This window comes from Pandoraea captiosa (assembly GCF_902459775.1).
In the GTDB taxonomy this organism is placed as follows: domain Bacteria; phylum Pseudomonadota; class Gammaproteobacteria; order Burkholderiales; family Burkholderiaceae; genus Pandoraea; species Pandoraea captiosa.
Genome location: NZ_CABPSQ010000002.1, coordinates 774,769 through 798,285, shown reverse-complemented (window position 1 = coordinate 798,285; position 23,517 = coordinate 774,769). Strand labels below are relative to the sequence as shown.

Genomic DNA, 23,517 nt, shown 5'->3' with positions numbered 1-23,517 from the left:
ATCGCGAGCCATACCTCTCTGCAAGCACTGCGATCATACACACGTCTATACGACTAGACAATTATGCCAATCAAAACTTCCGACGCCACGTGCGACGAGGGCAGCACCGCCCGGCAGGCGCAGGTCGACCGCGCAAAGTGGCTGGCGTTGCTTGCCCGCGCAACGCGCGACGAACTTGACAACGCCATCGCCTGTTGCCCCACCGCCCCCGAGTTCATCTGGTTGCGTGCGCCGCAGACCGGTCTGGTAATGGTGCAGGGCCGCGTGGGCGGCAGCGGGGATCGTTTCAATCTTGGCGAGACGACCGTCACGCGCTGCACGCTGCGCCAGCAGGACGGCGTGGTTGGCACGGGTTACGTGCTGGGACGCGATGCCGAGCGCGCGGTACGCGTCGCACGTCTGGACGCGCTCATGCAGATGCCGCAACACCGCGCCGTGCTCGCCGCCGGCGCGCTCACCGCCATTTCACAGCGTCTGGCGGCCACCGCAGCGCAAAACGACGCCGACACGGCCGCGAGCCGCGTCGAGTTCTTCACCATGGTCAGGGAGGCTTGAATGTTGAGCGCACCGATGCCCGACTGGTCGACACTGCAACCCGGCTTCGACGACGCCGTCCATGACTCGCAAGGCGTGTTCCGCGCTGTGCTCGACGCCCTCGCGCGTCCCGGCCGCCTGCGAAGCGTTGGCCCGCGACTCGCCCCGAGCGACGAAGCCAGCATTGCCGCGCGTGCCACCCTGCTCGCGCTGGCCGACGCGACCACATCCGTATGGCTGCAAGTCCCGCTCGCAGAGGTGTCGAGCGCACTTCGCTTTCACACGGGCGCGCCGCTGCTCAGCGGCGAGAGCGCGCTGGCGAACGCGCAATTCGCCCTGCTCACCGATCCCGCCCGCTGCCCCGCGCTGACGCGCTTCGCCTTCGGCACGGCCGAATCGCCGGAGCACAGCGCCACGCTGATCGTCGATGTGCCCACGCTCGCCGAAGGCCACGCAATCGACGCGGGACTTCGTCTTCGACTGCGGGGCCCGGGCGTCAAAACGCATGCGGACGTCACCGTCGGCGGTCTGGATGCCGACTTCTGGCATGCACGCGCCGCACTGGCGCCGCGCTTTCCCGCCGGTCTCGACCTGCTGATCACCTCGGGCGATATCGTGCTGGGCGTGCCGCGCACTACGTACGTGGAGGTTTGCTGATGTACGTCGCAGTCAAAGGTGGCGAGCGCGCCATCGAACAATCCTGGGATCTGCTCGCCAAGGCACGACGTGGCAATCCCGATGTCCCCGCGCTGAGCGTGACGCAGATTCGCGAACAGATGCGTCTGGCCGTCGCCCGCGTAATGAGCGAAGGCGCGCTGTATGACGAAACGCTCGCGGCGCTGGCGATCAAGCAGGCGGCGGGCGATCTCGTCGAAGCCATCTTCCTGCTGCGCGCGTATCGCACGACCCTGCCGCGGCTGGGCACCACCAGGCCCATCGATACGGCGTCGATGCGTTTGTCGCGCCGCATCTCCGCCACGTTTAAGGACGTGCCCGGCGGGCAGGTGCTGGGCGCGACATACGACTACACGCAGCGCCTGCTCGACTTTGCCTTGCTGGCCGAAGGTGAGACGTGCGGCGCAACGCTTCCGGGCGAGATCCCGAACGCCAGCGTCGCGAAGGCCACCCGCGCGCCACGCACGGACGGCAGTTCGCCCATGCCCGCAGCGATGCCTGAGATGCCGCATATCGCCAACGCTGCCCCCAACGCTGCCCTCAACGTTATCCCCGACGCTATCCCCGGCGTGCCGCCCATTGCCGTCACCACGCGCGTGACCGACATCATGAAGCGCGACGGGCTTCTCGAAGCGCTTCATGGCGACGGCCGCACCGACACGCTCATCGATGACGGCACTGACGGCAGCGATCCAGAGCCGCATGACCTCGTGCATTCGCCGCTCTTCACGCCGGCGTCGCGCACTGCGCGCCTGCAAAACCTCGCCCGCGGGGATGAAGGCTTTCTGCTGGCGCTGGGTTACTCCACGCAGCGCGGCTATGGCAACGATCACCCGTTCGCCGGCGAAATCCGTCTCGGTCAGGTGTCGATCGAAATCGAACCGGAGGAACTCGGCTTCGCCATCGACATCGGCGAGATCGCCGTGACGGAGTGCCAGATGGTTACGCAATTCGGCGGCAACCGGGAGACACCGCCGCAGTTCACGCAAGGCTACGGCCTGACGTTCGGCCACAACGAACGCAAGGCCATGGCCATGTCGCTGGTGGACCGCGCACTGCGCACGAACGAGTTGGGCGACGAAGCGAACTCGCCTGCGCAGCAACAGGAATTCGTGCTGTATCACAGCGATAACGTCGAGGCCTCGGGCTTCGTGCAGCACCTGAAGTTGCCTCATTACGTCGACTTTCAGGCCGAACTGGAACTGGTGCGCCGCCTGCGCGCCGAGCACGCCGCGAAGTACGGCACACCCGCCGAAGCCGGCGCCACCTCGCCCATGGTTCAGAACACTCAGGAGGCCGCATGAGCGACGCCGCCGTCTCGCAAAGCACGACGCCACCGTCCGCGCCGGCAAGCGCCACGGCGCACGGCTACAACTTTGCCTTCCTCGACGAACACACCAAGCGCATGATCCGGCGCAGTCTGCTCAAGGCCGTGGCGATTCCCGGCTATCAGGTGCCGTTCGGCAGTCGCGAGATGCCGCTGCCGTATGGCTGGGGCACGGGCGGCATTCAGGTCAGCGCTGCGGTGATCGGGGCCGACGACACGCTCAAGGTCATCGATCAGGGCGCAGACGACACGACCAACGCGGTGAACATTCGCCGCTTCTTCGCGCGCACGGCCGGTGTCGCCACCACGATGAAGACGTCGCAGGCCACCGTCATCCAGACCCGTCACCGCATTCCGGAAACCTCGCTGACCGAAGGGCAGATCCTCGTCTATCAGGTGCCCATGCCCGAGCCGATGTTTCGCCTCGAACCGCGCATCCACGAGTCGCGAAAACTCCATGCCCTGGGTGAGTACGGTCTCATGCGCGTGCGTCTGTATGAAGACATCGTGCGGCACGGCGCGATCGCCACGACCTACGACTACCCGGTGATCGTGAACGGACGCTATCTGATGTCGCCGTCGCCGATTCCGAAGTTCGACAACCCCAAGATGCACATGAACCCCGCACTGCAACTCTTCGGCGCGGGACGGGAGCGACGTCTTTACGCGATCCCGCCCTACACGTCGGTCGAGAGCCTCGACTTCGACGATCACCCGTTCGCCATTCAGAAATGGGACGCGCATTGCGCCATTTGCCTCGCGACCGACAGTTTCCTCGACGAGGTCATCACGGACGACGAAGGCACGCGCATGTACGTCTGCTCCGACAGCGATTACTGCGGCGAGCGGTCCTCGGCAACCATGGCCGACGTGGCGCGCACGCCGCAATCGGATCAATCGTCGCCGCGAGCACCGAAGGAGCGCGTATGAACACGATGACGAACAGGGCCACGAACGCAGCACTTCGCGCCAATGCTGAGCCGGACGAGCCGAACGTACCGGACGAACCGGACGAACCGGACGAACCGCTGCTGCGCGTGGCGGGCCTCTCGAAGTCCTACGGCGATCGCATCGGCTGCGCCGATGTCACGTTCGATCTCTGGCCGGGCGAAGTGATCTGCGTCGTCGGCGAATCCGGCTCGGGAAAGTCAACGCTGCTGGGTGCGCTGGCGCTGCGTCACGAGATCGATGCCGGTTCGCTCCACTATCGCGGCGCCGATGGCGCGCTGCTCGACCTGCGCGCGCTGGACGAAGCGCACAAGCGTCGTTTGCTGCGCACCGAGTGGGGGTTCGTCGAACAGAATCCGCGCGACGGCCTGCGCATGAACGTGTCGGCGGGCGGCAACATCGGCGACCGGCTGATGGCCGTGGGTGCGCGTCACTTCGGCGAGATCCGGAACAAGGCGCGTCACTGGATGGCGCAGGTCGAACTCGATCCGGGCCGGGTGGACGAGATGCCGGGCGCATTCTCCGGCGGTATGCAGCAGCGTCTGCAAATCGCACGCAATCTGGTGACCGAGCCGCGTCTGGTCTTCATGGACGAGCCGACGGCCGGTCTCGACGTGTCTGTGCAGGCCCGGCTGCTCGACCTGCTGCGCTCGCTGGTCGAGCGCCTTCATCTTGCCGCCATCATCGTCACGCACGATATCGGTGTGGCGCGTCTGATCGCGCACCGTCTGATCGTGATGCAGGCCGGGCGCGTGGTCGAAGCCGGCCTCACAGATCAGGTCCTCGACGATCCCCAACATCCGTATACGCAATTGCTCGTTTCTTCGGTGCTGCCCGTATGAACTCCGGAACTCATCTCACTGCGTTCGACCCGGCCTTCGGCGGTGCGGCGCTCACGCTCTGCACCCGGGAAGACGGCGTCATGCTGCGCGCGCAGGGACTGCACAAGACCTTCCGTCTGCACGCGCAGGACGGTGCGGCCATTCCGGCGCTCGAAGGTGTCGATCTGACCGTGCGTCGCGGCGAATGCGTGGCGCTCGTGGGCCCGTCCGGGTCGGGCAAGAGCACGTTGCTGCGCTGCCTGTATGGCAACTACCTGGCGGGCGAAGGACGCATCGAGATTCGTCACGATGCCGGTCATGGCGAACGCTGGGTTGACCTCACACGGGCAACAGCGCGTGAGGTGCTGTCGGTGCGTCGCACGACGCTCGGTTATGTGAGCCAGTTCCTGCGCGTCATTCCGCGCGTGCGCACGCTGGACATCGTGGCCGAGCCGCTGCGTCGACTGGGGGTCGGCGAGACGCACGCCACCGCGCGTGCGCGCGATCTGCTCGCGCGACTGAACATTCCCGAACGCCTCTGGGCGCTTGCGCCCGCGACGTTCTCGGGCGGCGAGCAACAGCGGATCAACATCGCACGCGGGCTGATTGCCGCCGCGCCGGTGTTGCTGCTCGACGAGCCGACCGCATCGCTCGACGCGCAGAACCGCGCGGTGGTCTCGCAACTGATTTCCGAAGCGCGTGTCGCGGGAAGCGCCATCGTCGGCATCTTCCACGACGAGGCGACCCGCGACGAAGTGGCGACGCGCACGCTCGCCATGCGCCCCGTGCTTCGACCCGCTCATTGAACCGCCGGAGTTTGTCCATGCTTATCAAGAACGCTCGCATCGTCACCCCCGACACCACCTTCACCGGTGTGGTCGAAGTGCGCGAGGGTCTCATCCACGCCGTGGAGGAAGGCGCCACACAGGCCGCCGGGGCGCTCGACTGGGAAGGCGACTATCTGGTGCCCGGACTGGTCGAGTTGCATACCGACAATCTGGAAAAGCACCTCGCGCCGCGCCCCGGGGTCTACTGGAACACGCACGCCGCCTTTGCGATTCACGACGCGCAGGTCGCCGCCGCCGGCATCACGACCGTCTTCGACTCGCTGGTGATCGGCGAGCGCGATGCGTCCGGGCTGCGCAGCCGAAAACTTCAGGCCGAGTGCGGTCAGGCACTTCTCGACACGATTGCCGCCGGACTGTTGCGCGCAGACCACTTTCTGCATCTGCGCTGCGAGGTTGCCACGCAGGATGCCGCCGACACGTTCGCCGACATGTGCGATCACCCGCTGCTGCGTCTCGTGTCGGTCATGGATCACACGCCGGGCCAGCGCCAGTGGCACGACCCGGTGCTGCACCGTCAATATCATGAACGCAACGGCAAGGTGCCCGATGCGCAGTGGAACGCGATGCTGGCCGATCTCAAGGCGCAGCAGGAGAAATATGCAGTACCGCATCGGCGCAGCATCGTCGAGATGAGCCGCGAGCGCGGCTTGCCGCTGGCGAGTCACGACGACACGTCGCTCGAACACGTGGAAGAAGCGCAGCGCGACGGTGTGGCGCTGTCCGAATTTCCGACGACGCTCGTCGCTGCACGTGCCGCGCATCGGAAATCGATCGGCGTGATCATGGGCGCACCGAACGTGGTGCGTGGCGGCTCGCACTCCGGCAACGTGGCGGCGGCGGAACTGGCGCGTGAAGACGTGCTCGACATCCTGTCGTCGGACTATGTGCCCGCGAGCCTGCTGCAAGCGGCGTTTCAGTTGCACAACGATCACGCCGATTGCGGCTGGACGTTATCGAAGGCGATGCGTACGGTGTCGTGGAATCCGGCGCAGTCCGCCGGTCTGACGGATCGCGGTGGGATCAAGCCGGGGCTGCGTGCCGATTTGGTACGCGTGGCCGTGCGTCCCGGCATGCCGCCAATTCCGCGTGCAACGTATATGGCGGGTCAGCGGATCGCTTGAGCGCTTGAGCGCTTGAGTGGTGGCTGAGCGGCTGAGTACGACAGCGGCACAGCGCAGCATTTCGGTCTCACGTGCAACGCGAAAAGGGCGCCTAAGCGCCCTTTTCTCTTTTCCACACAGCGACAGCGGCCACGCCTGCATTCGGTTCGTCAGATCACCATTTTGCGCACGCGCGCAGAGAAGACGTCGATACACGTCACGACGATGACCATGATCACCATGACGGCGCACGTCTGCGCGTACTGGAAGCTGCGAATCACTTCGTAGAGCACCACGCCGATACCGCCCGCGCCGACCATGCCGACCACCGACGCGGAACGCACGTTCGACTCGAAGCGGTACAGCGTGTACGAGATCCACAGCGGCATGACCTGCGGCAGCACGCCGTACAGGATCTCGTCGATGGCGCGAGCGCCCGTGGCTCGCACGCCTTCGACCGGACGCGGATCGATCGCCTCGACGGCTTCGGCGAACAGCTTCGAAAGCGTACCCGTCGTATGCACCCACAGGGCCAGCACCCCCGCGAACGGACCAAGCCCCACCGCGACGATGAAGAGCATGGCGAATACCATTTCGTTGATCGCGCGGCAGGCGTCCATCACGCGACGCACCGGCTGATATACCCACGCCGGCACCATGTTCGACGCCGAGAGCAGCCCCATCGGAATCGAGCACAGCACCGCAAGCACCGTGCCCCATACGGCAATGTGAATCGTCACGATCATTTCGTGGACGTACACACGCCAGTCGCGAAAGTCCGGCGGGAAAAAGTCGTGCGCGAACTGGCTCATGTTGCCGGAATCGCGAATCAAGTCGAGCGGACGCATGTCGGCGCCGCTCCAGGACCACACCAGCACGAGAAAGAAAATCGCCCAACCGATCAGGGAAAGCCACGAGCGTTTGGGCGGCTCGCCCGGCAGGCGGCCGCTGGCAGTAATGGATGCGCTGGTGTTCATGTCGAGGACCACGAGTCATTCCGGTCAGACGCCACTGCGCCCGAACCGGCGAAATTTCGAACCACAAAGAAGTCGGCGCCCCATACCGGGTTCGCCGCCGTTTGAATCTGATGCCGGGCCGCATGCGAACACGGCTGCGCACGTGCCGCACCAACGACCGAAAGGCAGTGCGCTTCGACGCCCCGAGGCGCGTCGTCACGCCTCGAAGCGCCCGGGAATGGCTTACTTCGTTTTGTTCAGCTCTTTGTCGAGCGCAGCCAGCTTGCCGTCGAGGTCGGCCAGTTGCGTCTTCTTCTTGGCGGCGTCGACGTTGGCGTCCTGCTCAAGCTGCACTTTTTGCTTGAACAGTTCGAGCTGACGGATCGGGAGAAGCTGAGCATCGGACGACGCACGGAAGCCGCCGTAGTTGTAGATGTTCTTCAGCACTTCCTTCTCGTGGGCATCCTTGCCGTAAGCGAGGAAGAAGTCGCGAATCTTCTTCTTCGTGCCGTCCGGCAGGTCCTTGCGCCACAGCAGCGGGTCCGACGGGATCAGCGGCGACTTCCAGATCACGTGAACGAGCTTGGCCTTCTCCGGCTGCGTCGCTTCGAGCTTGTTCAGCTCTTCGGTGTTGTTGGTCGCAACGTCCACCTGATTGTTGATGACCGCCATCAGGTTGGCGCCGTGGTTCGAGCTGCGCGCCGTCTTGAAGTACGTGCGCGGGTCGATGTTGTTCTTCGCGAACACGTAGTAGCCCGGCACCAGCGTGCCCGACGTCGAAGTCGGATCGCCCAGCCCGAAGTTGATCTTCTTGCCGTTCTTGATCACGTCGTCGAGCGTCTTGTAGGGGCTCGATGCGTTCGAGATCAGCAGCGAGTAGTAGCCTTCGGTGCCATCGGCGTACATGATCTTCGCGAAGACTTCGCCCTGCGAGCGGTCCACGGCCTCCATGGCGCCCTTGTTGCCCATCCATGCCAGCTGGACCTTGTTGAAGCGCATGCCCTCGATCACGCCGGCGTAATCGGTGGCGAAGAATGGCGTCACCTTCAGACCCGTTTGCTTCTCCATGTCGTCGATCAGCGGCTGCCAGCGCTGGCGCAGCGCAGCGCTGGAGTCGGTCGAGATGATGCCGAAATTGATTTCCTGCGCGTGTACCGCCGCGACCGAGGCGATCATGGCCGCGCCGGCCAGCAGGGATTTCCACAGTTTCATGAGAGCAAGCTCCTGGTCAGTTAAGGCCTGTTTCAGGCTTAGGTGAGACGTAGGTGAATTACGTAAGGCTGAGCGACATCGACGTGAGGAACGGCGCCTCGGCCTGCGTGGGCCTGGCGTCTGCGGTCTCGCCTCCCGGTGCGTCGGTGTTTTCGTTGAGCAATTCGCTCGCCTGAACGCCGTACAGACGGCGAAGCAGGTCCGGTGTCAGCGCCGAGGACGGGCCGTCGTACACCACACGCCCCTGATGCAACGCCACCGTGCGCACGCAGTAGCGCATGGCGACATCCACCTGATGCAGCGAGACCACGACCGTGAGCTTGTGATCGCGATTCATGCGCGCGAGCATGTCCATCACCTTGCGCGCCGACTCCGGATCGAGCGAGGCGATCGGTTCGTCTGCGAGAATGATCCTGGCACCCTGCACGAGCGTGCGGGCCAACGCCGCACGTTGCTGCTGACCGCCCGAGAGCGTGCTGGCGCGCTGGAATGCGAGGTCGGCGATGCCGACTTCGGCGAGTGCCGCGAGCGCCGCCTGGCGCTCGGCGGAGGTGAAGCGAAACATCAGGCTGCGCCACAACGGCACTCGGGCGAGCAAGCCCGTCAGCACGTTGGTGATGACCGGCAGACGGCCCACGAGGTTGAACTGCTGGAAGACGAAGCCGATGTCGCGACGAATCTGTCGGACCTCTCGCACGATGCGACCGTCGCGCTGAATCGGACGACCGAGAATCTCGATGCTGCCCGGCTGCGAATCGGCCGCCACGAAGCCGGCGATGTGACGCATGAGGGTCGATTTGCCTGAACCCGACGCACCGATCAGGGCGACCATTTCGCCCGGCATGACCTTGAGCGCCACTTCGTCGAGGGCTCGCCGCCCATTGCCGAACGTCTTGGTCAGTCGCTCGATTCGAATCGCTTCGTCCACGGTTCACCTGTCAGTCAGTTCGCCGGTCGGTCCCGATGCATCGTCACTTGCGCCATTCCGTCACGGGACGGCGTCGCTCGCATCGCTCGACTAGCTGTTTTGTGGCAATTTGTGCCAAAAGTGAACGCAGTCTAAAAAGACTGGATGACAACACGGTGACAATCGATCAGCTTTTTCCGAAGCGACGAAAACCCCTGTCGGGTCAACGATTTGGCGATGGTATCGGCGCAGGCGGCGGCGTTGTGACGTGGGGGTGACGGTTGAATGAAGCGGGGGCGCGCGACGACGCTCGCGAGGGTCGAGCGCCACTTTGTCTACATCTTTTCGGCGTCCGGGCGAAAGCGCATCGGCACGCAAAGCGACGACAAAGGCCGTGGCGCAAGACGCGCGCAACGGCGTGGACGGCGTGTGCGTTTGTGAGGGCCGCCACCGCCGTGGCGACGTGTGGCGTGCTGTGGCGCCTCATGGCGAGGCGCCGAATACGGCATTGGATCGGGGATCGGCAGCGTCAGGCGATCAGCAGTTCCGGGCCGCGTGCGCGCAACTGCGCGAGCATGCTCTTGTGCGGCGCGGCGTCGCTGATGAGATAGCGCGCGGCCTCGAAGTGGCGGATGCGCACGGGCGTCACACGTCCGAACTTGGTATGGTCCGCCACCACGGCGGAAACGTTCGCACACAGCAGCATGCGCGCACGCAACTCGGCGGCGGCACGGTTGAAGTCGGTAATGCCACCGTCTTCGGTCACCCCGCCCACGCCGATGAAGGCGAAGTCCGCGTGATACTGCGCGATCTGGTTGATGGCGTCCCACCCCTGTACCGCGTCTTCGTTGTCCTGCAACTCGCCGCCGAGCAGCGTCACCCGGTTATCGTGATGACGGCCGAGCAAACGCGCGATCTGCCAGTCGTTCGTGTAGATGCGCAGGCGATGCTTGGAGAGCAGCGCCTGAGCCACCGCGCGCGTCGTCGTGCCGTAATCGATGATCACCGAGGCACCGTCCGGCACCAGTTCCGCAGCGCGCACGCCGATGGCGCGTTTGCCCACGGCATTGACGTTCTCGCGCAGCGTCCAGTCGGGTTCGCTGCGATCGGCCGCCAGCGCTCCCCCGTGCGTCATGAGCAGCAACCCGCGCGCGGCGAGTGTGTTGAGGTCGCGGCGCACGGTCTCGCGCGAGACACCCAGTTCCCGCACCAGGTCGCTGATCGCGAGCGCGCCGGTCTTGGCGAGTTGTTCGAGCACGTATTGTTGGCGTTGTTCGGCGAGCATGATCGGACAATATCAGTTGGACTACGAATTTTCTGGCGAAGCGCTCACCCCTGAAGCGCGACGCGCAACCCCAGGCCGATGAAGATCGCCCCGGCCACGCGGTCGAGCCAGCGCCCGGTGCCGGGCCGACGCTTGAGCCACGTGCCCAGCACGCCTGCGAACCAGCCGTACGCGCTGAACACGACGATGGTCTGCGCCATGAACACGAGGCCGAGCAGCAACATCTGCCAGCCCGGATGCGCCGCATTCGCGCTGACGAACTGCGGGAGAAACACGAGGAAAAACAGCGTGACCTTCGGGTTGAGCATGTTGGCGAACACGCTCTGACGGAACACGACGCCCAGCGGTTGCGGCGTGGCGTCGTTCGCGAGAGCGAGCGCCCCACGGGCGCGCAGGGCCTTGATGCCGATCCAGATGAGATACGCCGCGCCGGCCAGCTTGATCGTCTCGAACGCCCAGGGCGAAGAGCGCAACACGGCGGCGAGACCGACCGCGGCAATCGTCGTATGGAAGAGGCAGCCGAAAGTGAAGCCTGCCGCAGCAGCCAGCCCCGCGCGACGCCCCTGCGCGATGCCGCGCGCAATGACCTGCATGTTGTCGGGTCCCGGCGCGAGCGTGATCGCGACCGAAGTCAGCAGAAACAGCCAGAGATTGGGCATCGGGATATCCGGTTCGGAAAATCGCCGGTGGTCGTCAATCGACGATACCGGCGGGAATGCGTGCGGCGCGCAGCCAGGCTCAATGACCTTCGAAAGAGCAAAGCAGGAACAGATCCAGACCGGCATCGCGAATCAGACGCGAACCGCCAAGCTCCGGCAAGTCGACGATGGCCGCACCTTCGATGACGGTGGCCCCCAGTCGCTCCAGCAGTTTCTTGCCCGCGAGCATCGTGCCGCCCGTGGCGACCAGATCGTCGATGAGCAACACGCGATCGCCGGGCCCGCAGGCGTCGGCGTGAATCTCGACCGTGGCGCTGCCGTACTCCAGCTCGTACTCTTCCGCGACCGTCTGATACGGAAGCTTGCCCTTCTTGCGAATGGGGATGAATCCGATATTCAGTTCATACGCGAGGATCGAGCCGAGAATGAAGCCTCGGGCGTCGAGACCGGCAATGTAGTCGGGGCGCTGCGCCATGTAGCGATGCACAAACACATCGATGAGCACGCGCAACGTGCGCGGGTTCTTGAGCAACGGCGTGATGTCGCGAAACTGCACGCCGGGCGCGGGCCAGTCCGGGACAGTGCGGATCTGGCTCTTGATATAGGCGGCAGGGGACTCGTCGATCTGCACGGGGATCCTTCGTGGGGTACTGATAGGGAACACGCCACATTATGCCAAAAAGGCCCGGCCGGCCCCTGCGCGTCGGGCAAGTCCATTGGCGACGCCCCGATTTCCGCGCGCTGTCCGCCCGAGTGCTGCCCGCTTTCTGCCCGCTTTCTGCCCGCTTTCTGCCCGCTTTCCGCCCGCTTTCCGCCCGATTGCCGTCCCCGTCCCGCCCTACCGCCCTACTCGCGTCCCAGCAACCGCATCTCGGCCTCGACGAGCTTGTCGGGCAATCCGCGCAGCACGACGATGTCCTCGGCCATCAGACGGGTCTCCGCCACCGGCTCCACGCCCCGGATGCCATGCCGGCGGATCGCGGTCACGGTCACGCCCAGCTTGTCGAGTCGCAACTCGCCCAGCGTGCGGCCGACGGCATCGGCGTTGAGCGTGAGCGGCACCGATTGCAGACGCACCTGCTCGCGCTCGCCGCCTTCGTCCTCGTCGTCGATCCCGTGGAAGTAGCCGCGCAACAGGCTGTAGCGCTCGTTGCGGGCCTGCGCCACGCGACGCAACACGCGGCGCATCGGCACCCCCATGAGCACCAGGGCATGCGAGGCCAGCATCAGACTGCCCTCCACGATCTCCGGCACGACCTCGGTCGCCCCCGCGGCGATCAGGTCGTCGATATGCGTGTCGTCCACGGTGCGCACGACGACGGGCAATGTCGGCTCCAGCGCCTGCACCTGCGCCAGCACCTTGAGCGCCGCCGGCGTGCTGTCGTATGTCACCACGATCCCGGCGGCCCGGTGAATCCCGGCGGCCACCAGCGCCTCGCGCCGGGCCGCATCGCCGAACACTACGGTCTCTCCCGAGCTCGCCGCCTCCATCACCCGGTCGGGGTCGAGGTCGAGCGCCACGTAACCGATGCCTTCCTGTTCGAGCATGCGCGCCAGGTTCTGCCCGCATCGGCCGTATCCGCAAATGATGACGTGCCCCGAAGTCTTGATGCTCTGCGTGGCGATTTTCGTCATCTGCAAAGACTGCATCATCCATTCGTTGGCCACGAAGCGCAGCGCGATGCGATCGGCGTTGATGATCAGGAACGGCGCACACAGCATGGAGAGCAGCATGCCGGCGAGCACCGCCTGCGACAGCGACGGGTCGAGCAGGTTGCGGTCGATCACCAGATTGAGCAGCACGAAACCGAATTCGCCCGCCTGGGCCAGCCCCAGACCAGTGCGGATCGCCGTGCCCGGCGGACTGCCGAACAGGCGGGCCAGACCGGCAATGAGCGTGAATTTGACCACGAGTGGGCCGACGAAGAACAGCAGCACGAGCAGCGGCTGCTTGAGCACGATGCCCGGATTGAGCAGCATGCCCGTGGTGATGAAGAACAGGCCGAGGAGCACGTCGCGAAACGGCTTGATGTCGTCTTCCACCTGATGGCGATACGGTGTCTCGGCGATCAGCATGCCCGCGATGAACGCACCCAGCGCCATGGAAAGGCCCAGATGCTCGGTGACGTAGGCCAGCCCGAGCGTCAGCAGCAGCAGGTTGAGCATGAAGAGCTCTTGCGAGCGACGCGCGGCAACGATGTGGAACCAGCGTCCGACCAGCTTCTGCCCCAGCCACAACAGCAACGCGAGCGCACCCGTGATTTTCAGGGCGGCGAGCGAGAGCGCCAGCACCAGCGCCTTCGAGTTGCCGCCGAGTGCGGAAATCACGATCAGCAACGGCACGACCGCCAGATCCTGGAACAGCAGCACGCCCATGATGTTGCGTCCGTGTTCGGTCTCGAGTTCGAGCCGCTCGGCCAGCATCTTCGTGACGATGGCCGTCGAGGACATGGCCAGTGCGCCGCCCAGCGCGACCGAGGCCTGCCAGGAAAATGACCAGAACAGATTGACGAGCGCGCCCAGCCCGACGGCGACGAGCAACGTTCCCAATACCTGCGAAACGCCAAGTCCGAGCACGACTCGCCGCATGCTCTTGAGCTTCGGCAAGGAAAACTCGATCCCGATCGAGAACATCAGGAAGACGACGCCGAACTCCGCGAGGTACTGCACGCGTTGCGAATCGGACGCCAGACCAAGCGCGTGCGGGCCGATGACGATGCCCACACTGAGATAACCCAGCATCGGCGGCAGATGGAGCATGCGAAACAGCACCACCCCGATGCAGGCGGCGAATAACAGAACGAGAGTGAGTTCGAGCGGCGATGCCATCGGGTAAGGTCGGTTTCCTGAAACAGGGTCGGCGAGATGCGTTGTCTTGCAGGTGTCATGCAAGGGCCATGCCAGATTACGTCCGGGCGCAGGCCGGGGGACGGAAACCGGAACGCTTCAGGCGATGTCCCGAAAGGCGCGGGGCCAGGCGTGGCGCGGCTGTCCTTCGAGGCCACGTCCGTTTTGATATACTCCGCGCATGATAGCGAAAATCAATCCAGGCCGGGCACTAGAGGTCGCCCGGGAGGTGTTGCGCACTGAAGCCGACGCCATCGAACGCGTGTCAGCGCACCTCGACGACAGCTTCTTCGAAGCGGTCTCGCTGCTGCTCGCCTGCAAGGGCAGAGTGGTCGTCACCGGGATGGGCAAGTCGGGTCATATCGGCCGCAAACTCGCCGCCACGTTCGCCAGCACCGGCACCCCCGCCTTCTTCGTTCACCCGGCGGAAGCCAGCCATGGCGATTTGGGCATGATCACCGCCGACGACGTCGTCGTTGCCCTGTCCAACTCCGGCGAGACCGGCGAGTTGGTGAGCATTCTGCCGATGATCAAGCGCATTGGCGCGAAGCTCATCGCCATGACCGGCAACGCCGCCTCCAGCCTGGGCCGTCTGTCCGACGTGCACCTCGATGCGCACGTTGAAAAGGAAGCCTGCCCGCTGGGGCTCGCACCTACGGCCAGCACCACGGCGGCCCTCGCCCTCGGCGATGCGCTGGCCGTCACGCTGCTCGATGCGCGCGGTTTCGGCGCCGAAGACTTCGCCCGCTCGCATCCGGGCGGCGCGCTCGGTCGGCGTCTGCTGACCTTCGTGCGCGACGTGATGCGCACCGGCGACGCCATTCCCCGCGTGAGCTCAGACGCCAGCCTCTCCGATGCACTGATCGAGATGACCGCCAAGGGCCTCGGCATGACGGCCATCGTGGACGCCGACGATCGCGTCGTGGGCATCTTTACCGACGGCGATCTGCGCCGCCTGTTCAAGCGTACGCTCGATTTCACTTCGCTGAAACTGGCCGATGTCATGAAGGCCGGCCCGCGCACGATCGGCCCCGATCATCTGGCTGCCGAAGCCGCCGAACTGATGGAGCGCTTCGGCATCACGCAATTGCTCGTGACCGAAAACGACCGCCTCGTCGGTGCGCTCAATGTCCACGATCTGTTCGCCGCCAAGGTCGTGTGAGTCCCGCACCCATGAGTCATTCCAGCATTGCCCCCTTCGACGCAGCTGCCGCCAACGAGCGTGCTGCCCGCCTGCGTGTCATGGTGTTCGACGTCGACGGTGTACTCACCGATGGCGGCTTGCGTTACGGCCCGACGGGCGAAATCGTCAAGACCTTCGATTCGCTCGACGGCCATGGCCTGAAGTTGCTCGCCGAGGCGGGCATCGTGACGGCCATCATCACCGGACGCCAGTCGGACATCGTGGCCAAACGCGCTGCGGACCTGCGCGTCGCCCACGTGTACCAGGGGGTGCAGGACAAGCGCGCCGCATTTGAAGACCTGTGCGCCAAAGTGTCCGTCACGGCCGATGTGTGCGGTCATATCGGCGACGACTGGCCCGATTTGCCGGTACTCACGCGTGTCGGCTTCGCTGCCTGCCCGGCCAACGCGCACGCCGAAGTGAAGGCGCGCTGCCATTGGATCGCGCACCTGCGCGGCGGCGAAGGCGCCGTGCGCGAGATGTGCGACTTCATCCTGCGTGCGCAAGGGCGTTACGACGCCCTGCTCGCCGAAGCCCTTGCCTGACGCGACGAGGGAGCCGATCCACACATGGCCATTCAACGCGTCTCTCCGTCTTCGCTGATCGCCATCGCCGTCCTGGCGGGTCTGGCGGCAGGCACGTACTGGCTCGTGCAACGCACGCTGCCGTCGGACGCCGATCGCGCGCCGTACGTGAAGCAGCACATCCCCGATTACTACGCCGACGACATGGTGATCTCCATGCTGTCGCCGAACGGCACCACGCAGTACCGCGTCAATTCCGTTCACATGACGCATTTCGAAGACGACCAGACGACGGCCATGACGATGCCCGCCGTGCGCGCGTTCACACCGGACCAGCCGGAGGTGACCGCCACGAGCAAGCGCGGCACGCTCAACGCCGACATGTCCGTCGTCGATCTGTACGACGACGCGGTCGTGGTGCGCCAGCCGGGACCGCGAGATCCGGAAATGCGCGCCCTCTCGGAGCACTTTCAGGTGCTCGTGAACGAGGACATCGTGCGTACCGAGAAGCCCGTGCAGCTCTTTCGCGGCGCCTCCGTCATGTATGGCGACGGCATGATTTTCAATAACATCTCGCGCGCCGTACAATTGCTCGGCAATGTCCACGGCACGATCCAGCCGGCGGAGCTGGGCGGCCAACGTCCGCCGTCGGCGGGCCAGTCCGCCGCGCCGAAAGCGCCTGCCGCACCGACAGCACCGAACACGACGAACTCGCCGAGCGCGCCCGGCGCGCCATCTCCGACCAAACAGGGCTCCAAGACCCCATGACCGATCGCCTTCACCTGCGACCCGCATCCCTATCGCTGCGCGCCCTGCGCGCCCTGCGTGCCCTGGCCGCCGCCTTCGCCGTGCTCGGCGCGCTGGCCGCCCCGCTCGCCCACGCCGAACGCGCGGACCGCGACAAGCCGCTCAATATCGAGTCGGATCACATGAGCTACGACGACCTCAAGCAGGTCAACATCTTCACGGGCAACGTGACGATGACCAAGGGGACGATTCTCCTCAAGGCCGACCGCGTCGAAGTGACTCAGGACCCGGAGGGCTACCAGTACGCGACGGCGTATTACAAGCCGGGCGGCCCGCTCGCCTACATGCGCCAGAAGCGCGACGGCGTCGACGAATACATCGATGGCTGGGGCCAGACCATCTATTACAACGGCAAGACCGAAGTCGCCACGCTCACGACGCAGGCCACGCTCAAGCGCCTGGCCGGCGGCACGAAGGTGCTCGACGAGATTCACGGCAGCGTGATCACGTACGACACCTACAATGAGGTCTACACCGCCAACAGCGGGGCCGATCAGGTCAACCCCAACAATCCGAACGGGCGCGTGCGTGCAACGCTCGCCCCGCGCAACGCCACCGGCGCGCAGGCAACGCCGCCCGGTGCGAGCAAGCCGGCCGCCGCCCCCAAGGGGGATTTGCCGCCGTTGTCGCCTTCCAAGAACATCGGGAATCCGCGTGAGTAATTCTGCCAACAGCAACACCTCGACCCTGAACCCCGGCGCCATCCATTCGGGCAAGCCGAGTGCGCTGGTGGTTCGCTCGCTGAAGAAGCAGTACGGCGCTCGTACCGTCGTCAAGGATGTCTCGCTCGATGTGAAAAGCGGCGAGGTCGTCGGGCTGCTCGGGCCGAACGGCGCCGGCAAGACAACGTCGTTCTACATGATCGTGGGGCTGGTGCCCGCCGACGACGGCGAAATCCAGCTCGACGGCAACCTGATCAGCGAATTGCCGATTCACGAGCGCGCCCGCATGGGGGTCTCGTATCTGCCGCAGGAAGCGTCGGTGTTTCGCAAGCTCACGGTCGAGGACAACATTCGCGCCGTGCTCGAATTGCAGCTCGACGCGCAGGGCAAACCGCTCAAGCGCGAGGAAATCGAGCGCCGCATCGAATCGCTGCTCGACGAGCTTCAGGTGAGCCACCTGCGTGAAAACCCGGCGATGTCGCTCTCCGGGGGCGAACGGCGCCGGGTGGAAATCGCCCGCGCGCTCGCCACGCAACCGCGTTTTATTTTGCTCGACGAACCTTTCGCAGGCGTGGACCCGATCGCCGTGCTGGAAATCCAGCGGATCGTGCGCTTCCTGAAGGACCGTGGCATCGGTGTCCTGATTACCGACCACAACGTGCGCGAGACGCTCGGCATCTGCGATCACGCCTACATCATCAGCGAAGGCTCGGTGCTCGCCGCCGGCACGCCTGACCAGATCGTCGCCGACGAAAGCGTCCGGCGCGTATATCTGGGCGAAAATTTCCGGATGTAAAGCAAATTTTACGCATGTAAACCCTGCCACCGATAGGAGGCAGGGCCGGTTCCGTTGGCGTGACAAAGCCTCTACAATGAAGGCGAGACACGCTATGAAACCGACTCTTCAACTCCGCACCTCGCAGCACCTGACCCTCACGCCGCAGTTGCAGCAATCGATCCGGTTGCTGCAACTGTCTACGCTCGAACTCCAACAGGAAGTCGAACACGCCCTCACCCAGAACCCGATGCTCGAACGCGAGGACGATTGGCTCGCAGGCTCGGTTCGGGTCGGCACCGACGGGTCGCTGCGCAACGAACGGAGCACGTCGTCCAGCAGTTCGAACGATAGCGCCGAGTCGGCCAACGGCCGCGACGAGGCCCGCGAGCTCGACGGCGAAGCCCGCTTCGACGATAACGCCCAGGACAACGGCAGCGACTGGAGCCTGAACGATTTCGCCCGCTCGGGCAGTGCGTCGGACGATGACGACAACGCGCGCCCGCAGTTGCATGTCGATCACCCCAACCTGCGTGAACACCTGCTGGCGCAGTTACGCCTGACCAAAGCCGGCCCGCGCGATCGTGCGCTGGTGGAATTCCTGATCGAATCGCTCGACGAAGACGGCTACCTGGGCTCCCTGCTCGACGAGATTCAGGCGGAAATGCCTGAAGAACTGGCGCTGGAGACCGAAGAGATCAACGCGGCGCTCGCGCTGCTGCAAAGCTTCGACCCCGCAGGCGTGGGTGCGCGCAGCCCGGCCGAATGCCTTCGTCTGCAATTGCAGCGTCTGCCGGCCAGCAATGTACGCACGTTGTCGCTGCGTATCGTCACCGACCACCTGGAATTGCTCGCCGCGCGCGATTACACGCGTCTGCGCCGCCTGCTGGGGGTGAGCGAAGACGCCCTGCGCGCCGCACATCAGCTGATCCGCTCCCTCGACCCGTTTCCGGGCGCCGCCTACGGCTCGCCGCAGGCCGACTATGTCGTGCCCGACGTGCTCGTACGCAAGCAAGGGAGCGGCTGGACGGCCGAACTCAATCCGGAAGTCATGCCGCGCCTGCGCATCAATGAAATGTATGCGCGCATCCTCCGAAACAACCGGAACGATCCGGGCACCGGCAACCTCCAACAGCAGCTGCAGGAAGCCCGCTGGCTGATCAAGAACATTCAGCAGCGCTTCGACACGATCCTGCGGGTCGCGCAGGCGATTGTCGAGCGTCAAAAGAACTTCTTCACGCATGGCGAAATCGGCATGCGGCCCTTGGTTTTACGCGAGATTGCTGATACGCTGGGTTTACATGAATCCACGATTTCACGCGTGACAACGAGTAAGTACATGCTCACTCCATTTGGAACCTTCGAGCTCAAGTACTTCTTCGGATCACACGTGGCAACGGAAGCCGGAGGCGCTGCGTCATCGACCGCTATCCGCGCACTCATCAAGCAACTCATAGGAGCAGAAGACCCGCAGAGCCCCCTTTCCGACAGCCGTATCGCGGAACTGCTGGCAGAGCAAGGTTTTGTGGTGGCGCGGCGAACGGTCGCGAAGTACCGCGAGGCCATGCGAATCCCCGCAGTGAACTTGCGCAAATCTTTGTAGGACAGTCCTGGTGCGCCATGTTGGCCGCTGGGGCATCACGCCGCAGTGCGACATTGCGTCACGTCAATGGCTCGCGCTCCTGCCTGCCAGCGTCAACGTCGACGCGGCCTGCACTTCGGCATTTCAGCAAGGAGAGCAGCTATGAATCTTCAGATCAGTGGACATCATCTCGAAGTCACCGCATCACTGAAAGAATATGTCGTCAACAAGCTCGAACGCGTGTTGCGCCATTTCGATCAGGTCATCAGCGTCGAGGTGATCCTTTCTGTCGACAAGTCCAAGGAGAAGGCGGGACGCCAGAACGCGAGCGTCACGGTCAATCTCAAGGGCAAGGAGATTTTCGTCGAGAAGTGTGACGAAAATATGTATGCCGCCATCGACAAGCTGATCGACATGCTCGACCGCAAGGTAATGCAATACAAGGACAAGGTTCAGGATCACGGTCGCGAGGCCATCAAGCACCACCAGCCTCCTCCCGAGGCGGAACCGCTGCAATAAGGCTGTTCCGGCGTGGTAGTCGCAACGACTGACACTGACGAAAAGCCGTAAGGAACCACCCGAGCGTTTATCCGTCTTTCGTAAGTCTGGCATCACCCACCGCGGGGCCGTTGAACGGCCCCTTTTGTATGGTTCGGCCCAGTTCCGTGACTCGCCGCGAGCACGGCGGCGGGTGGTCTATAATGCGAGGTCAATCGGGGGTTGGAGGGCGACTAAGCGTTCGCCCGCATTACAAGATGAACCGTTTATTCAAACTCTTACCTGAGTCCAACATCCTGCTTGGACTGTCCGTCACCAGCAAGAAGCGCGTCTTCGAGCAAGCCGGCCTTCTCTTCGAGAACAATGCCGCGCTCTCCCGCGCTACGGTCACCGACAACCTGTTCGCCCGCGAGCGCCTGGGTTCGACCGGACTCGGCGAAGGGGTGGCGATTCCGCACGGGCGTATCAAGGGCCTGAAACACCCGATGGCTGCGTTCATTCGCCTCGAAGACGCGATTCCCTTCGAAGCGCCCGACGGCCAGCCGGTCTCCCTGCTGTTTTTCCTACTGGTGCCCGAACAGGCGACCCAGCAACATCTCGAGATCCTGTCCGAAATTGCGCAGTTGCTCTCCGACCGCACGATGCGCGAGACATTGATCAACGCGCCCAGCGCCGCCGAGATCCATACCGCGCTCGCGAACTGGCAGCCCTGATCGGCCCGGGCGGCCCGGGCGACCCCAAGGGGACCGCCATCCGTCACGAACCACCGCGAACCCAGACGAATCCAGTAGCTCCCATACCCAACCGAACGAGGCGACGCGGTGGAACTGACCGGCATCAACGCGCAAAGCATATTCGACGACAACGCCGCGACGCTGCGTCTGTCGTGGCTCACGGGCCATGAAGGTTGGGAGCGCGGCTTTACGCCCGAGAGCGTCGCTACCGCGACCTCCAGCGCTGACCTCGTGGGTCACCTGAACCTGATCCACCCGAACCGTATCCAGGTGCTCGGCGAGGCGGAACTGCGCTATTACCAGCGTCTCACCGACGAAAACCGCAAACGTCACATGGGGGAAGTCATCGCGCTGGAACCGCCGTTCCTCGTGGTGGCGGATGGCCTCGAAGCACCGCCCGACCTCGTTTTGCGCTGTACCCGCTCGTCCACCCCGCTGTTCACCACGCCGATGTCGACGGCATCGGTCATCGACAGCCTGCGTCTGTATATCTCCCGCGTGTTCGCGCCGCGGTGCACGATGCACGGCGTTTTCATCGACATTCTGGGCATGGGCGTGCTGCTGACCGGCGATTCGGGTCTCGGCAAGAGCGAACTCGGCCTTGAACTGATCAGCCGCGGACACGGGCTGGTCGCCGACGATGCCGTCGATTTCGTGCGTCTCGGGCCGGATTTCGTGGAAGGCCGCTGCCCGCCGCTGCTGCAAAATCTGCTGGAAGTCCGCGGCCTGGGGTTGCTCGACATCAAGACGATTTTCGGCGAGACGGCCGTGCGCCGGAAGATGAAGCTCAAGCTCATCGTGCAACTGGTGCGTCGCCCCGATGGGGAATTCCAACGACTGCCGCTCGAAGCGCAGACGGTGGACGTGCTGGGCCTGCCCATCAACAAGGTGATTCTGCAAGTGGCGGCCGGACGAAACCTCGCCGTGCTCGTCGAAGCGGCCGTTCGAAACACGATCCTGCAACTGCGCGGCATCGATACGCTCAAGGATTTCATGGAGCGCCAGCGCCAGGCCATGCAGGACCCGGACGGCATGCAGGGCAAACTGCTCTGAGCGCGCAACGGCGCTTCCGATCTCGCCGGGGCGCCCGGCGAGTCCCAAACCTCCGGGTATACCGCAACTTTTGCGTTTTTCTGTCAACGCCGTGCGATTGCGGCGCGTTTTCTATCATGTTGTAATCGCAACGCGGTCCACCCCGTGCCCGTGCGTGACGACCTTATGGAGAGACGATCATGAAAAAAGCACTCGCTGCATTGCTTCTGGTATCCCCGCTGCTCGCATCGCCCGTGTTCGCCCAGACGGCCGCCGCACCGGCATCCGCCCCCAAGGCGACCAACGCCCAGCAAGACAAGATGAAGGCTTGCAACGCGCAAGCCTCGGGCAAGACCGGTGACGATCGCAAAGCCTTCATGAAGCAGTGTCTGTCGGCGGGCGGCGCCCCGGCAGCCAAGCAAACGCAGCAGGAAAAGATGAAGACCTGCAACACGCAAGCGTCCGGCAAGAAGGGCGACGACCGCAAGGCGTTCATGAAGCAATGTCTGTCGAACCAGCCGGCTGCCTGAGGTAACGCTCCCGGCATCCGCCAGACGGCGCCCCTTGCGGGCGCCGTTTTCGTTTGATTGTTCGTTTCATTGTCCGCTTGAGGCGCGTGAGTTCTCGCAAACGCAGAGAAAACGAGCGGAACATTCTCGTTTCTTCCCTTTCGACACCCGTACGACACAATCGCTTACCATGATGGCTGTATTCGGGAAATGTCATGAAGATCGTACTGATTACCGGCGTCTCCGGATCGGGCAAGTCGCTCGCTCTGAACGTCCTCGAGGATGCGGGTTACTACTGCGTCGACAATCTGCCGTCGCGCTTTTTGCCTGAACTCGCCGTCTACCTCGGCACCCAGAACTACACCCGCCTCGCAGTCGCCATCGACGCGCGCAGTGGGGGTTCGCTCGCCGAATTGCCGCCCATCATCGGCGGTCTGCGCCGTTTCGGCCATGACGTTCGCGTGCTGTTCCTGAACGCCACCACGCAAACGCTGGTGCAACGTTTCTCCGAGACGCGCCGCCGTCATCCGCTGTCCGTGACGAGCGACGACGTGGTCTCCCCGACCGGATCGCTTGTCGAAGCCATCGAAAAAGAACGCGAGATGTTGAGCAGCGTGACCGAACTCGGCCACCAGATCGACACCAGCAATTTGCGCGCGAGTGCGCTGCGTCGATGGATTCGCGAGTTCGTTCAGCACGATCAGACCGGTCTCACGCTGATGTTCGAGTCGTTCGGCTTCAAGCACGGCGTGCCGCTCGACGCCGATCTGGTGTTCGACGTTCGTTCGCTGCCCAATCCGTATTACGACGTTCAGCTGCGTCCGCTAACGGGACGCGATCAGCCGGTGATCGATTTCCTGTCGGCGATTCCGGAAGTCGAGGAGATGATCAACGACATCGGCGCCTACTTGCAGAAGTGGCTACCGAGCTACATGCGCGACAACCGCAGTTATCTGACGGTCGCCATCGGATGCACAGGCGGCCAGCACCGCTCCGTCTTCATCTCCGAGACGCTGGGCGCCCGTTTTCGTCACGAAGCCGCCGTACTGGTGCGCCACCGCGAGCTCGCGCCCGCCGAGACGAAGTAAGCCC

General features: G+C 64.3%; 25 protein-coding genes. 18 read left to right on the top strand and 7 right to left on the bottom strand.

Features of this window, described 5'->3' with window-relative positions; genetic code table 11:
• Positions 1-63: 63 nt before the first annotated feature.
• The 7 genes from phnG to PCA31118_RS08840 all read left to right on the top strand — a co-directional run bounded on the left by phnG (position 64) and on the right by PCA31118_RS08840 (position 6,274).
• Entirely contained in the window at positions 64-555 is a 492-nt protein-coding gene (gene phnG, locus PCA31118_RS08870) for a phosphonate C-P lyase system protein PhnG (RefSeq protein WP_150624852.1), read from the top strand.
• The gene (gene phnH / locus PCA31118_RS08865) at positions 556-1,191 is read left to right on the top strand and encodes a phosphonate C-P lyase system protein PhnH (protein WP_150624851.1); all 636 of its coding nucleotides are present in this window, start codon (positions 556-558) and stop codon (positions 1,189-1,191) included.
• Complete coding sequence (locus PCA31118_RS08860) at positions 1,191-2,513, top strand: carbon-phosphorus lyase complex subunit (RefSeq protein WP_150624850.1); 1,323 nt, start codon at positions 1,191-1,193, stop codon at positions 2,511-2,513. The genes phnH and PCA31118_RS08860 overlap by 1 nt, the downstream gene beginning before the upstream one ends.
• On the top strand, positions 2,510-3,466 hold the full coding sequence (locus PCA31118_RS08855; RefSeq protein ID WP_150624849.1) for an alpha-D-ribose 1-methylphosphonate 5-phosphate C-P-lyase PhnJ: 957 nt from the start codon (positions 2,510-2,512) through the stop codon (positions 3,464-3,466). The genes PCA31118_RS08860 and PCA31118_RS08855 overlap by 4 nt, the downstream gene beginning before the upstream one ends.
• Positions 3,463-4,326, top strand: coding sequence for a phosphonate C-P lyase system protein PhnK (gene phnK / locus PCA31118_RS08850; RefSeq protein WP_246190140.1), 864 nt, complete (start codon positions 3,463-3,465; stop codon positions 4,324-4,326). Before PCA31118_RS08855 ends, phnK begins: the two co-directional genes overlap by 4 nt.
• Positions 4,327-4,406: 80 nt before the next feature.
• Positions 4,407-5,111, top strand: coding sequence for a phosphonate C-P lyase system protein PhnL (gene phnL / locus PCA31118_RS08845; RefSeq protein ID WP_246190171.1), 705 nt, complete (start codon positions 4,407-4,409; stop codon positions 5,109-5,111).
• A gap of 11 nt (positions 5,112-5,122) precedes the next feature.
• Positions 5,123-6,274: an alpha-D-ribose 1-methylphosphonate 5-triphosphate diphosphatase gene (locus tag PCA31118_RS08840; RefSeq protein ID WP_150624847.1), complete on the top strand. Its 1,152-nt coding sequence runs from the start codon at positions 5,123-5,125 to the stop codon at positions 6,272-6,274.
• Positions 6,275-6,423: 149 nt separating this feature from the next.
• Here the strand turns inward: PCA31118_RS08840 and phnE are convergent, their stop codons facing one another.
• The 7 genes from phnE to PCA31118_RS08805 form a co-directional block, all read right to left on the bottom strand.
• The gene (phnE, locus tag PCA31118_RS08835; RefSeq protein ID WP_150624846.1) at positions 6,424-7,230 is read right to left on the bottom strand and encodes a phosphonate ABC transporter, permease protein PhnE; all 807 of its coding nucleotides are present in this window, start codon (positions 7,228-7,230) and stop codon (positions 6,424-6,426) included.
• Between the two features lie 222 nt (positions 7,231-7,452).
• Positions 7,453-8,421, bottom strand: coding sequence for a phosphonate ABC transporter substrate-binding protein (phnD, locus tag PCA31118_RS08830; protein WP_150624845.1), 969 nt, complete (start codon positions 8,419-8,421; stop codon positions 7,453-7,455).
• A gap of 58 nt (positions 8,422-8,479) precedes the next feature.
• Complete coding sequence (phnC, locus tag PCA31118_RS08825) at positions 8,480-9,349, bottom strand: phosphonate ABC transporter ATP-binding protein (protein ID WP_150624844.1); 870 nt, start codon at positions 9,347-9,349, stop codon at positions 8,480-8,482.
• A gap of 508 nt (positions 9,350-9,857) precedes the next feature.
• Complete coding sequence (locus PCA31118_RS08820) at positions 9,858-10,613, bottom strand: DeoR/GlpR family DNA-binding transcription regulator (RefSeq protein WP_069340321.1); 756 nt, start codon at positions 10,611-10,613, stop codon at positions 9,858-9,860.
• Between the two features lie 44 nt (positions 10,614-10,657).
• On the bottom strand, positions 10,658-11,272 hold the full coding sequence (locus PCA31118_RS08815) for a LysE family translocator (RefSeq protein WP_150624843.1): 615 nt from the start codon (positions 11,270-11,272) through the stop codon (positions 10,658-10,660).
• Between the two features lie 79 nt (positions 11,273-11,351).
• Positions 11,352-11,903, bottom strand: a complete 552-nt coding sequence (locus PCA31118_RS08810) for an adenine phosphoribosyltransferase (RefSeq protein ID WP_150624842.1) — start codon at positions 11,901-11,903, stop codon at positions 11,352-11,354.
• A gap of 215 nt (positions 11,904-12,118) precedes the next feature.
• Positions 12,119-14,101, bottom strand: coding sequence for a monovalent cation:proton antiporter family protein (locus PCA31118_RS08805; protein ID WP_150624841.1), 1,983 nt, complete (start codon positions 14,099-14,101; stop codon positions 12,119-12,121).
• A gap of 199 nt (positions 14,102-14,300) precedes the next feature.
• Between PCA31118_RS08805 and PCA31118_RS08800 the strand changes: the two genes are divergently transcribed.
• From PCA31118_RS08800 to rapZ, 11 genes are all read left to right on the top strand, one after another.
• Positions 14,301-15,281, top strand: a complete 981-nt coding sequence (locus tag PCA31118_RS08800) for a KpsF/GutQ family sugar-phosphate isomerase (RefSeq protein WP_150624840.1) — start codon at positions 14,301-14,303, stop codon at positions 15,279-15,281.
• An 11-nt stretch (positions 15,282-15,292) separates the two neighbouring features.
• Entirely contained in the window at positions 15,293-15,847 is a 555-nt protein-coding gene (locus tag PCA31118_RS08795) for a KdsC family phosphatase (protein ID WP_150624839.1), read from the top strand.
• A gap of 24 nt (positions 15,848-15,871) precedes the next feature.
• A complete protein-coding gene (gene lptC / locus PCA31118_RS08790; RefSeq protein ID WP_150624838.1) occupies positions 15,872-16,594 on the top strand; it encodes an LPS export ABC transporter periplasmic protein LptC in 723 nt (240 codons plus the stop codon).
• The gene (gene lptA / locus PCA31118_RS08785; RefSeq protein WP_150624837.1) at positions 16,591-17,295 is read left to right on the top strand and encodes a lipopolysaccharide transport periplasmic protein LptA; all 705 of its coding nucleotides are present in this window, start codon (positions 16,591-16,593) and stop codon (positions 17,293-17,295) included. The genes lptC and lptA overlap by 4 nt, the downstream gene beginning before the upstream one ends.
• A 25-nt stretch (positions 17,296-17,320) precedes the next feature.
• Complete coding sequence (gene lptB, locus PCA31118_RS08780) at positions 17,321-18,091, top strand: LPS export ABC transporter ATP-binding protein (RefSeq protein WP_150625183.1); 771 nt, start codon at positions 17,321-17,323, stop codon at positions 18,089-18,091.
• A gap of 94 nt (positions 18,092-18,185) precedes the next feature.
• Positions 18,186-19,673 carry an RNA polymerase factor sigma-54 gene (locus PCA31118_RS08775; RefSeq protein WP_150624836.1) on the top strand — a complete coding sequence of 496 codons (1,488 nt, stop codon included), beginning with the start codon at positions 18,186-18,188 and terminating at the stop codon, positions 19,671-19,673.
• Positions 19,674-19,814: 141 nt separating this feature from the next.
• Positions 19,815-20,171, top strand: coding sequence for a ribosome hibernation-promoting factor, HPF/YfiA family (hpf, locus tag PCA31118_RS08770; protein ID WP_044453807.1), 357 nt, complete (start codon positions 19,815-19,817; stop codon positions 20,169-20,171).
• A gap of 182 nt (positions 20,172-20,353) precedes the next feature.
• Positions 20,354-20,863, top strand: a complete 510-nt coding sequence (gene ptsN, locus PCA31118_RS08765; protein ID WP_044453804.1) for a PTS IIA-like nitrogen regulatory protein PtsN — start codon at positions 20,354-20,356, stop codon at positions 20,861-20,863.
• 108 nt (positions 20,864-20,971) lie between these two features.
• Positions 20,972-21,937, top strand: a complete 966-nt coding sequence (gene hprK, locus PCA31118_RS08760; RefSeq protein WP_044453802.1) for an HPr(Ser) kinase/phosphatase — start codon at positions 20,972-20,974, stop codon at positions 21,935-21,937.
• A 179-nt stretch (positions 21,938-22,116) separates the two neighbouring features.
• Complete coding sequence (locus PCA31118_RS08755; RefSeq protein WP_044453800.1) at positions 22,117-22,446, top strand: PsiF family protein; 330 nt, start codon at positions 22,117-22,119, stop codon at positions 22,444-22,446.
• A gap of 194 nt (positions 22,447-22,640) precedes the next feature.
• Positions 22,641-23,513, top strand: coding sequence for an RNase adapter RapZ (gene rapZ, locus PCA31118_RS08750; RefSeq protein ID WP_150624834.1), 873 nt, complete (start codon positions 22,641-22,643; stop codon positions 23,511-23,513).
• Positions 23,514-23,517 lie beyond the last annotated feature (4 nt).

Excerpts from the sequence above, each read along its gene's own strand:
- phnD (WP_150624845.1), bottom strand. The coding sequence starts at position 8,421 with ATGAAACTGTGGAAATCCCTGCTGGCCGGCGCGGCCATGATCGCCTCG.
- rapZ (WP_150624834.1), top strand. The coding sequence starts at position 22,641 with ATGAAGATCGTACTGATTACCGGCGTCTCCGGATCGGGCAAGTCGCTC.
- hpf (WP_044453807.1), top strand. The coding sequence starts at position 19,815 with ATGAATCTTCAGATCAGTGGACATCATCTCGAAGTCACCGCATCACTG.
- PCA31118_RS08800 (WP_150624840.1), top strand. The coding sequence starts at position 14,301 with ATGATAGCGAAAATCAATCCAGGCCGGGCACTAGAGGTCGCCCGGGAG.
- PCA31118_RS08815 (WP_150624843.1), bottom strand. The coding sequence starts at position 11,272 with ATGCCCAATCTCTGGCTGTTTCTGCTGACTTCGGTCGCGATCACGCTC.
- ptsN (WP_044453804.1), top strand. The coding sequence starts at position 20,354 with ATGCGAGGTCAATCGGGGGTTGGAGGGCGACTAAGCGTTCGCCCGCAT.
- PCA31118_RS08855 (WP_150624849.1), top strand. The coding sequence starts at position 2,510 with ATGAGCGACGCCGCCGTCTCGCAAAGCACGACGCCACCGTCCGCGCCG.
- PCA31118_RS08805 (WP_150624841.1), bottom strand. The coding sequence starts at position 14,101 with ATGGCATCGCCGCTCGAACTCACTCTCGTTCTGTTATTCGCCGCCTGC.
- PCA31118_RS08860 (WP_150624850.1), top strand. The coding sequence starts at position 1,191 with ATGTACGTCGCAGTCAAAGGTGGCGAGCGCGCCATCGAACAATCCTGG.
- PCA31118_RS08820 (WP_069340321.1), bottom strand. The coding sequence starts at position 10,613 with ATGCTCGCCGAACAACGCCAACAATACGTGCTCGAACAACTCGCCAAG.
- phnL (WP_246190171.1), top strand. The coding sequence starts at position 4,407 with ATGCTGCGCGCGCAGGGACTGCACAAGACCTTCCGTCTGCACGCGCAG.
- phnK (WP_246190140.1), top strand. The coding sequence starts at position 3,463 with ATGAACACGATGACGAACAGGGCCACGAACGCAGCACTTCGCGCCAAT.
- phnE (WP_150624846.1), bottom strand. The coding sequence starts at position 7,230 with ATGAACACCAGCGCATCCATTACTGCCAGCGGCCGCCTGCCGGGCGAG.
- PCA31118_RS08755 (WP_044453800.1), top strand. The coding sequence starts at position 22,117 with ATGAAAAAAGCACTCGCTGCATTGCTTCTGGTATCCCCGCTGCTCGCA.
- PCA31118_RS08795 (WP_150624839.1), top strand. The coding sequence starts at position 15,293 with ATGAGTCATTCCAGCATTGCCCCCTTCGACGCAGCTGCCGCCAACGAG.
- lptC (WP_150624838.1), top strand. The coding sequence starts at position 15,872 with ATGGCCATTCAACGCGTCTCTCCGTCTTCGCTGATCGCCATCGCCGTC.
- lptA (WP_150624837.1), top strand. The coding sequence starts at position 16,591 with ATGACCGATCGCCTTCACCTGCGACCCGCATCCCTATCGCTGCGCGCC.
- phnG (WP_150624852.1), top strand. The coding sequence starts at position 64 with ATGCCAATCAAAACTTCCGACGCCACGTGCGACGAGGGCAGCACCGCC.
- PCA31118_RS08775 (WP_150624836.1), top strand. The coding sequence starts at position 18,186 with ATGAAACCGACTCTTCAACTCCGCACCTCGCAGCACCTGACCCTCACG.
- phnH (WP_150624851.1), top strand. The coding sequence starts at position 556 with ATGTTGAGCGCACCGATGCCCGACTGGTCGACACTGCAACCCGGCTTC.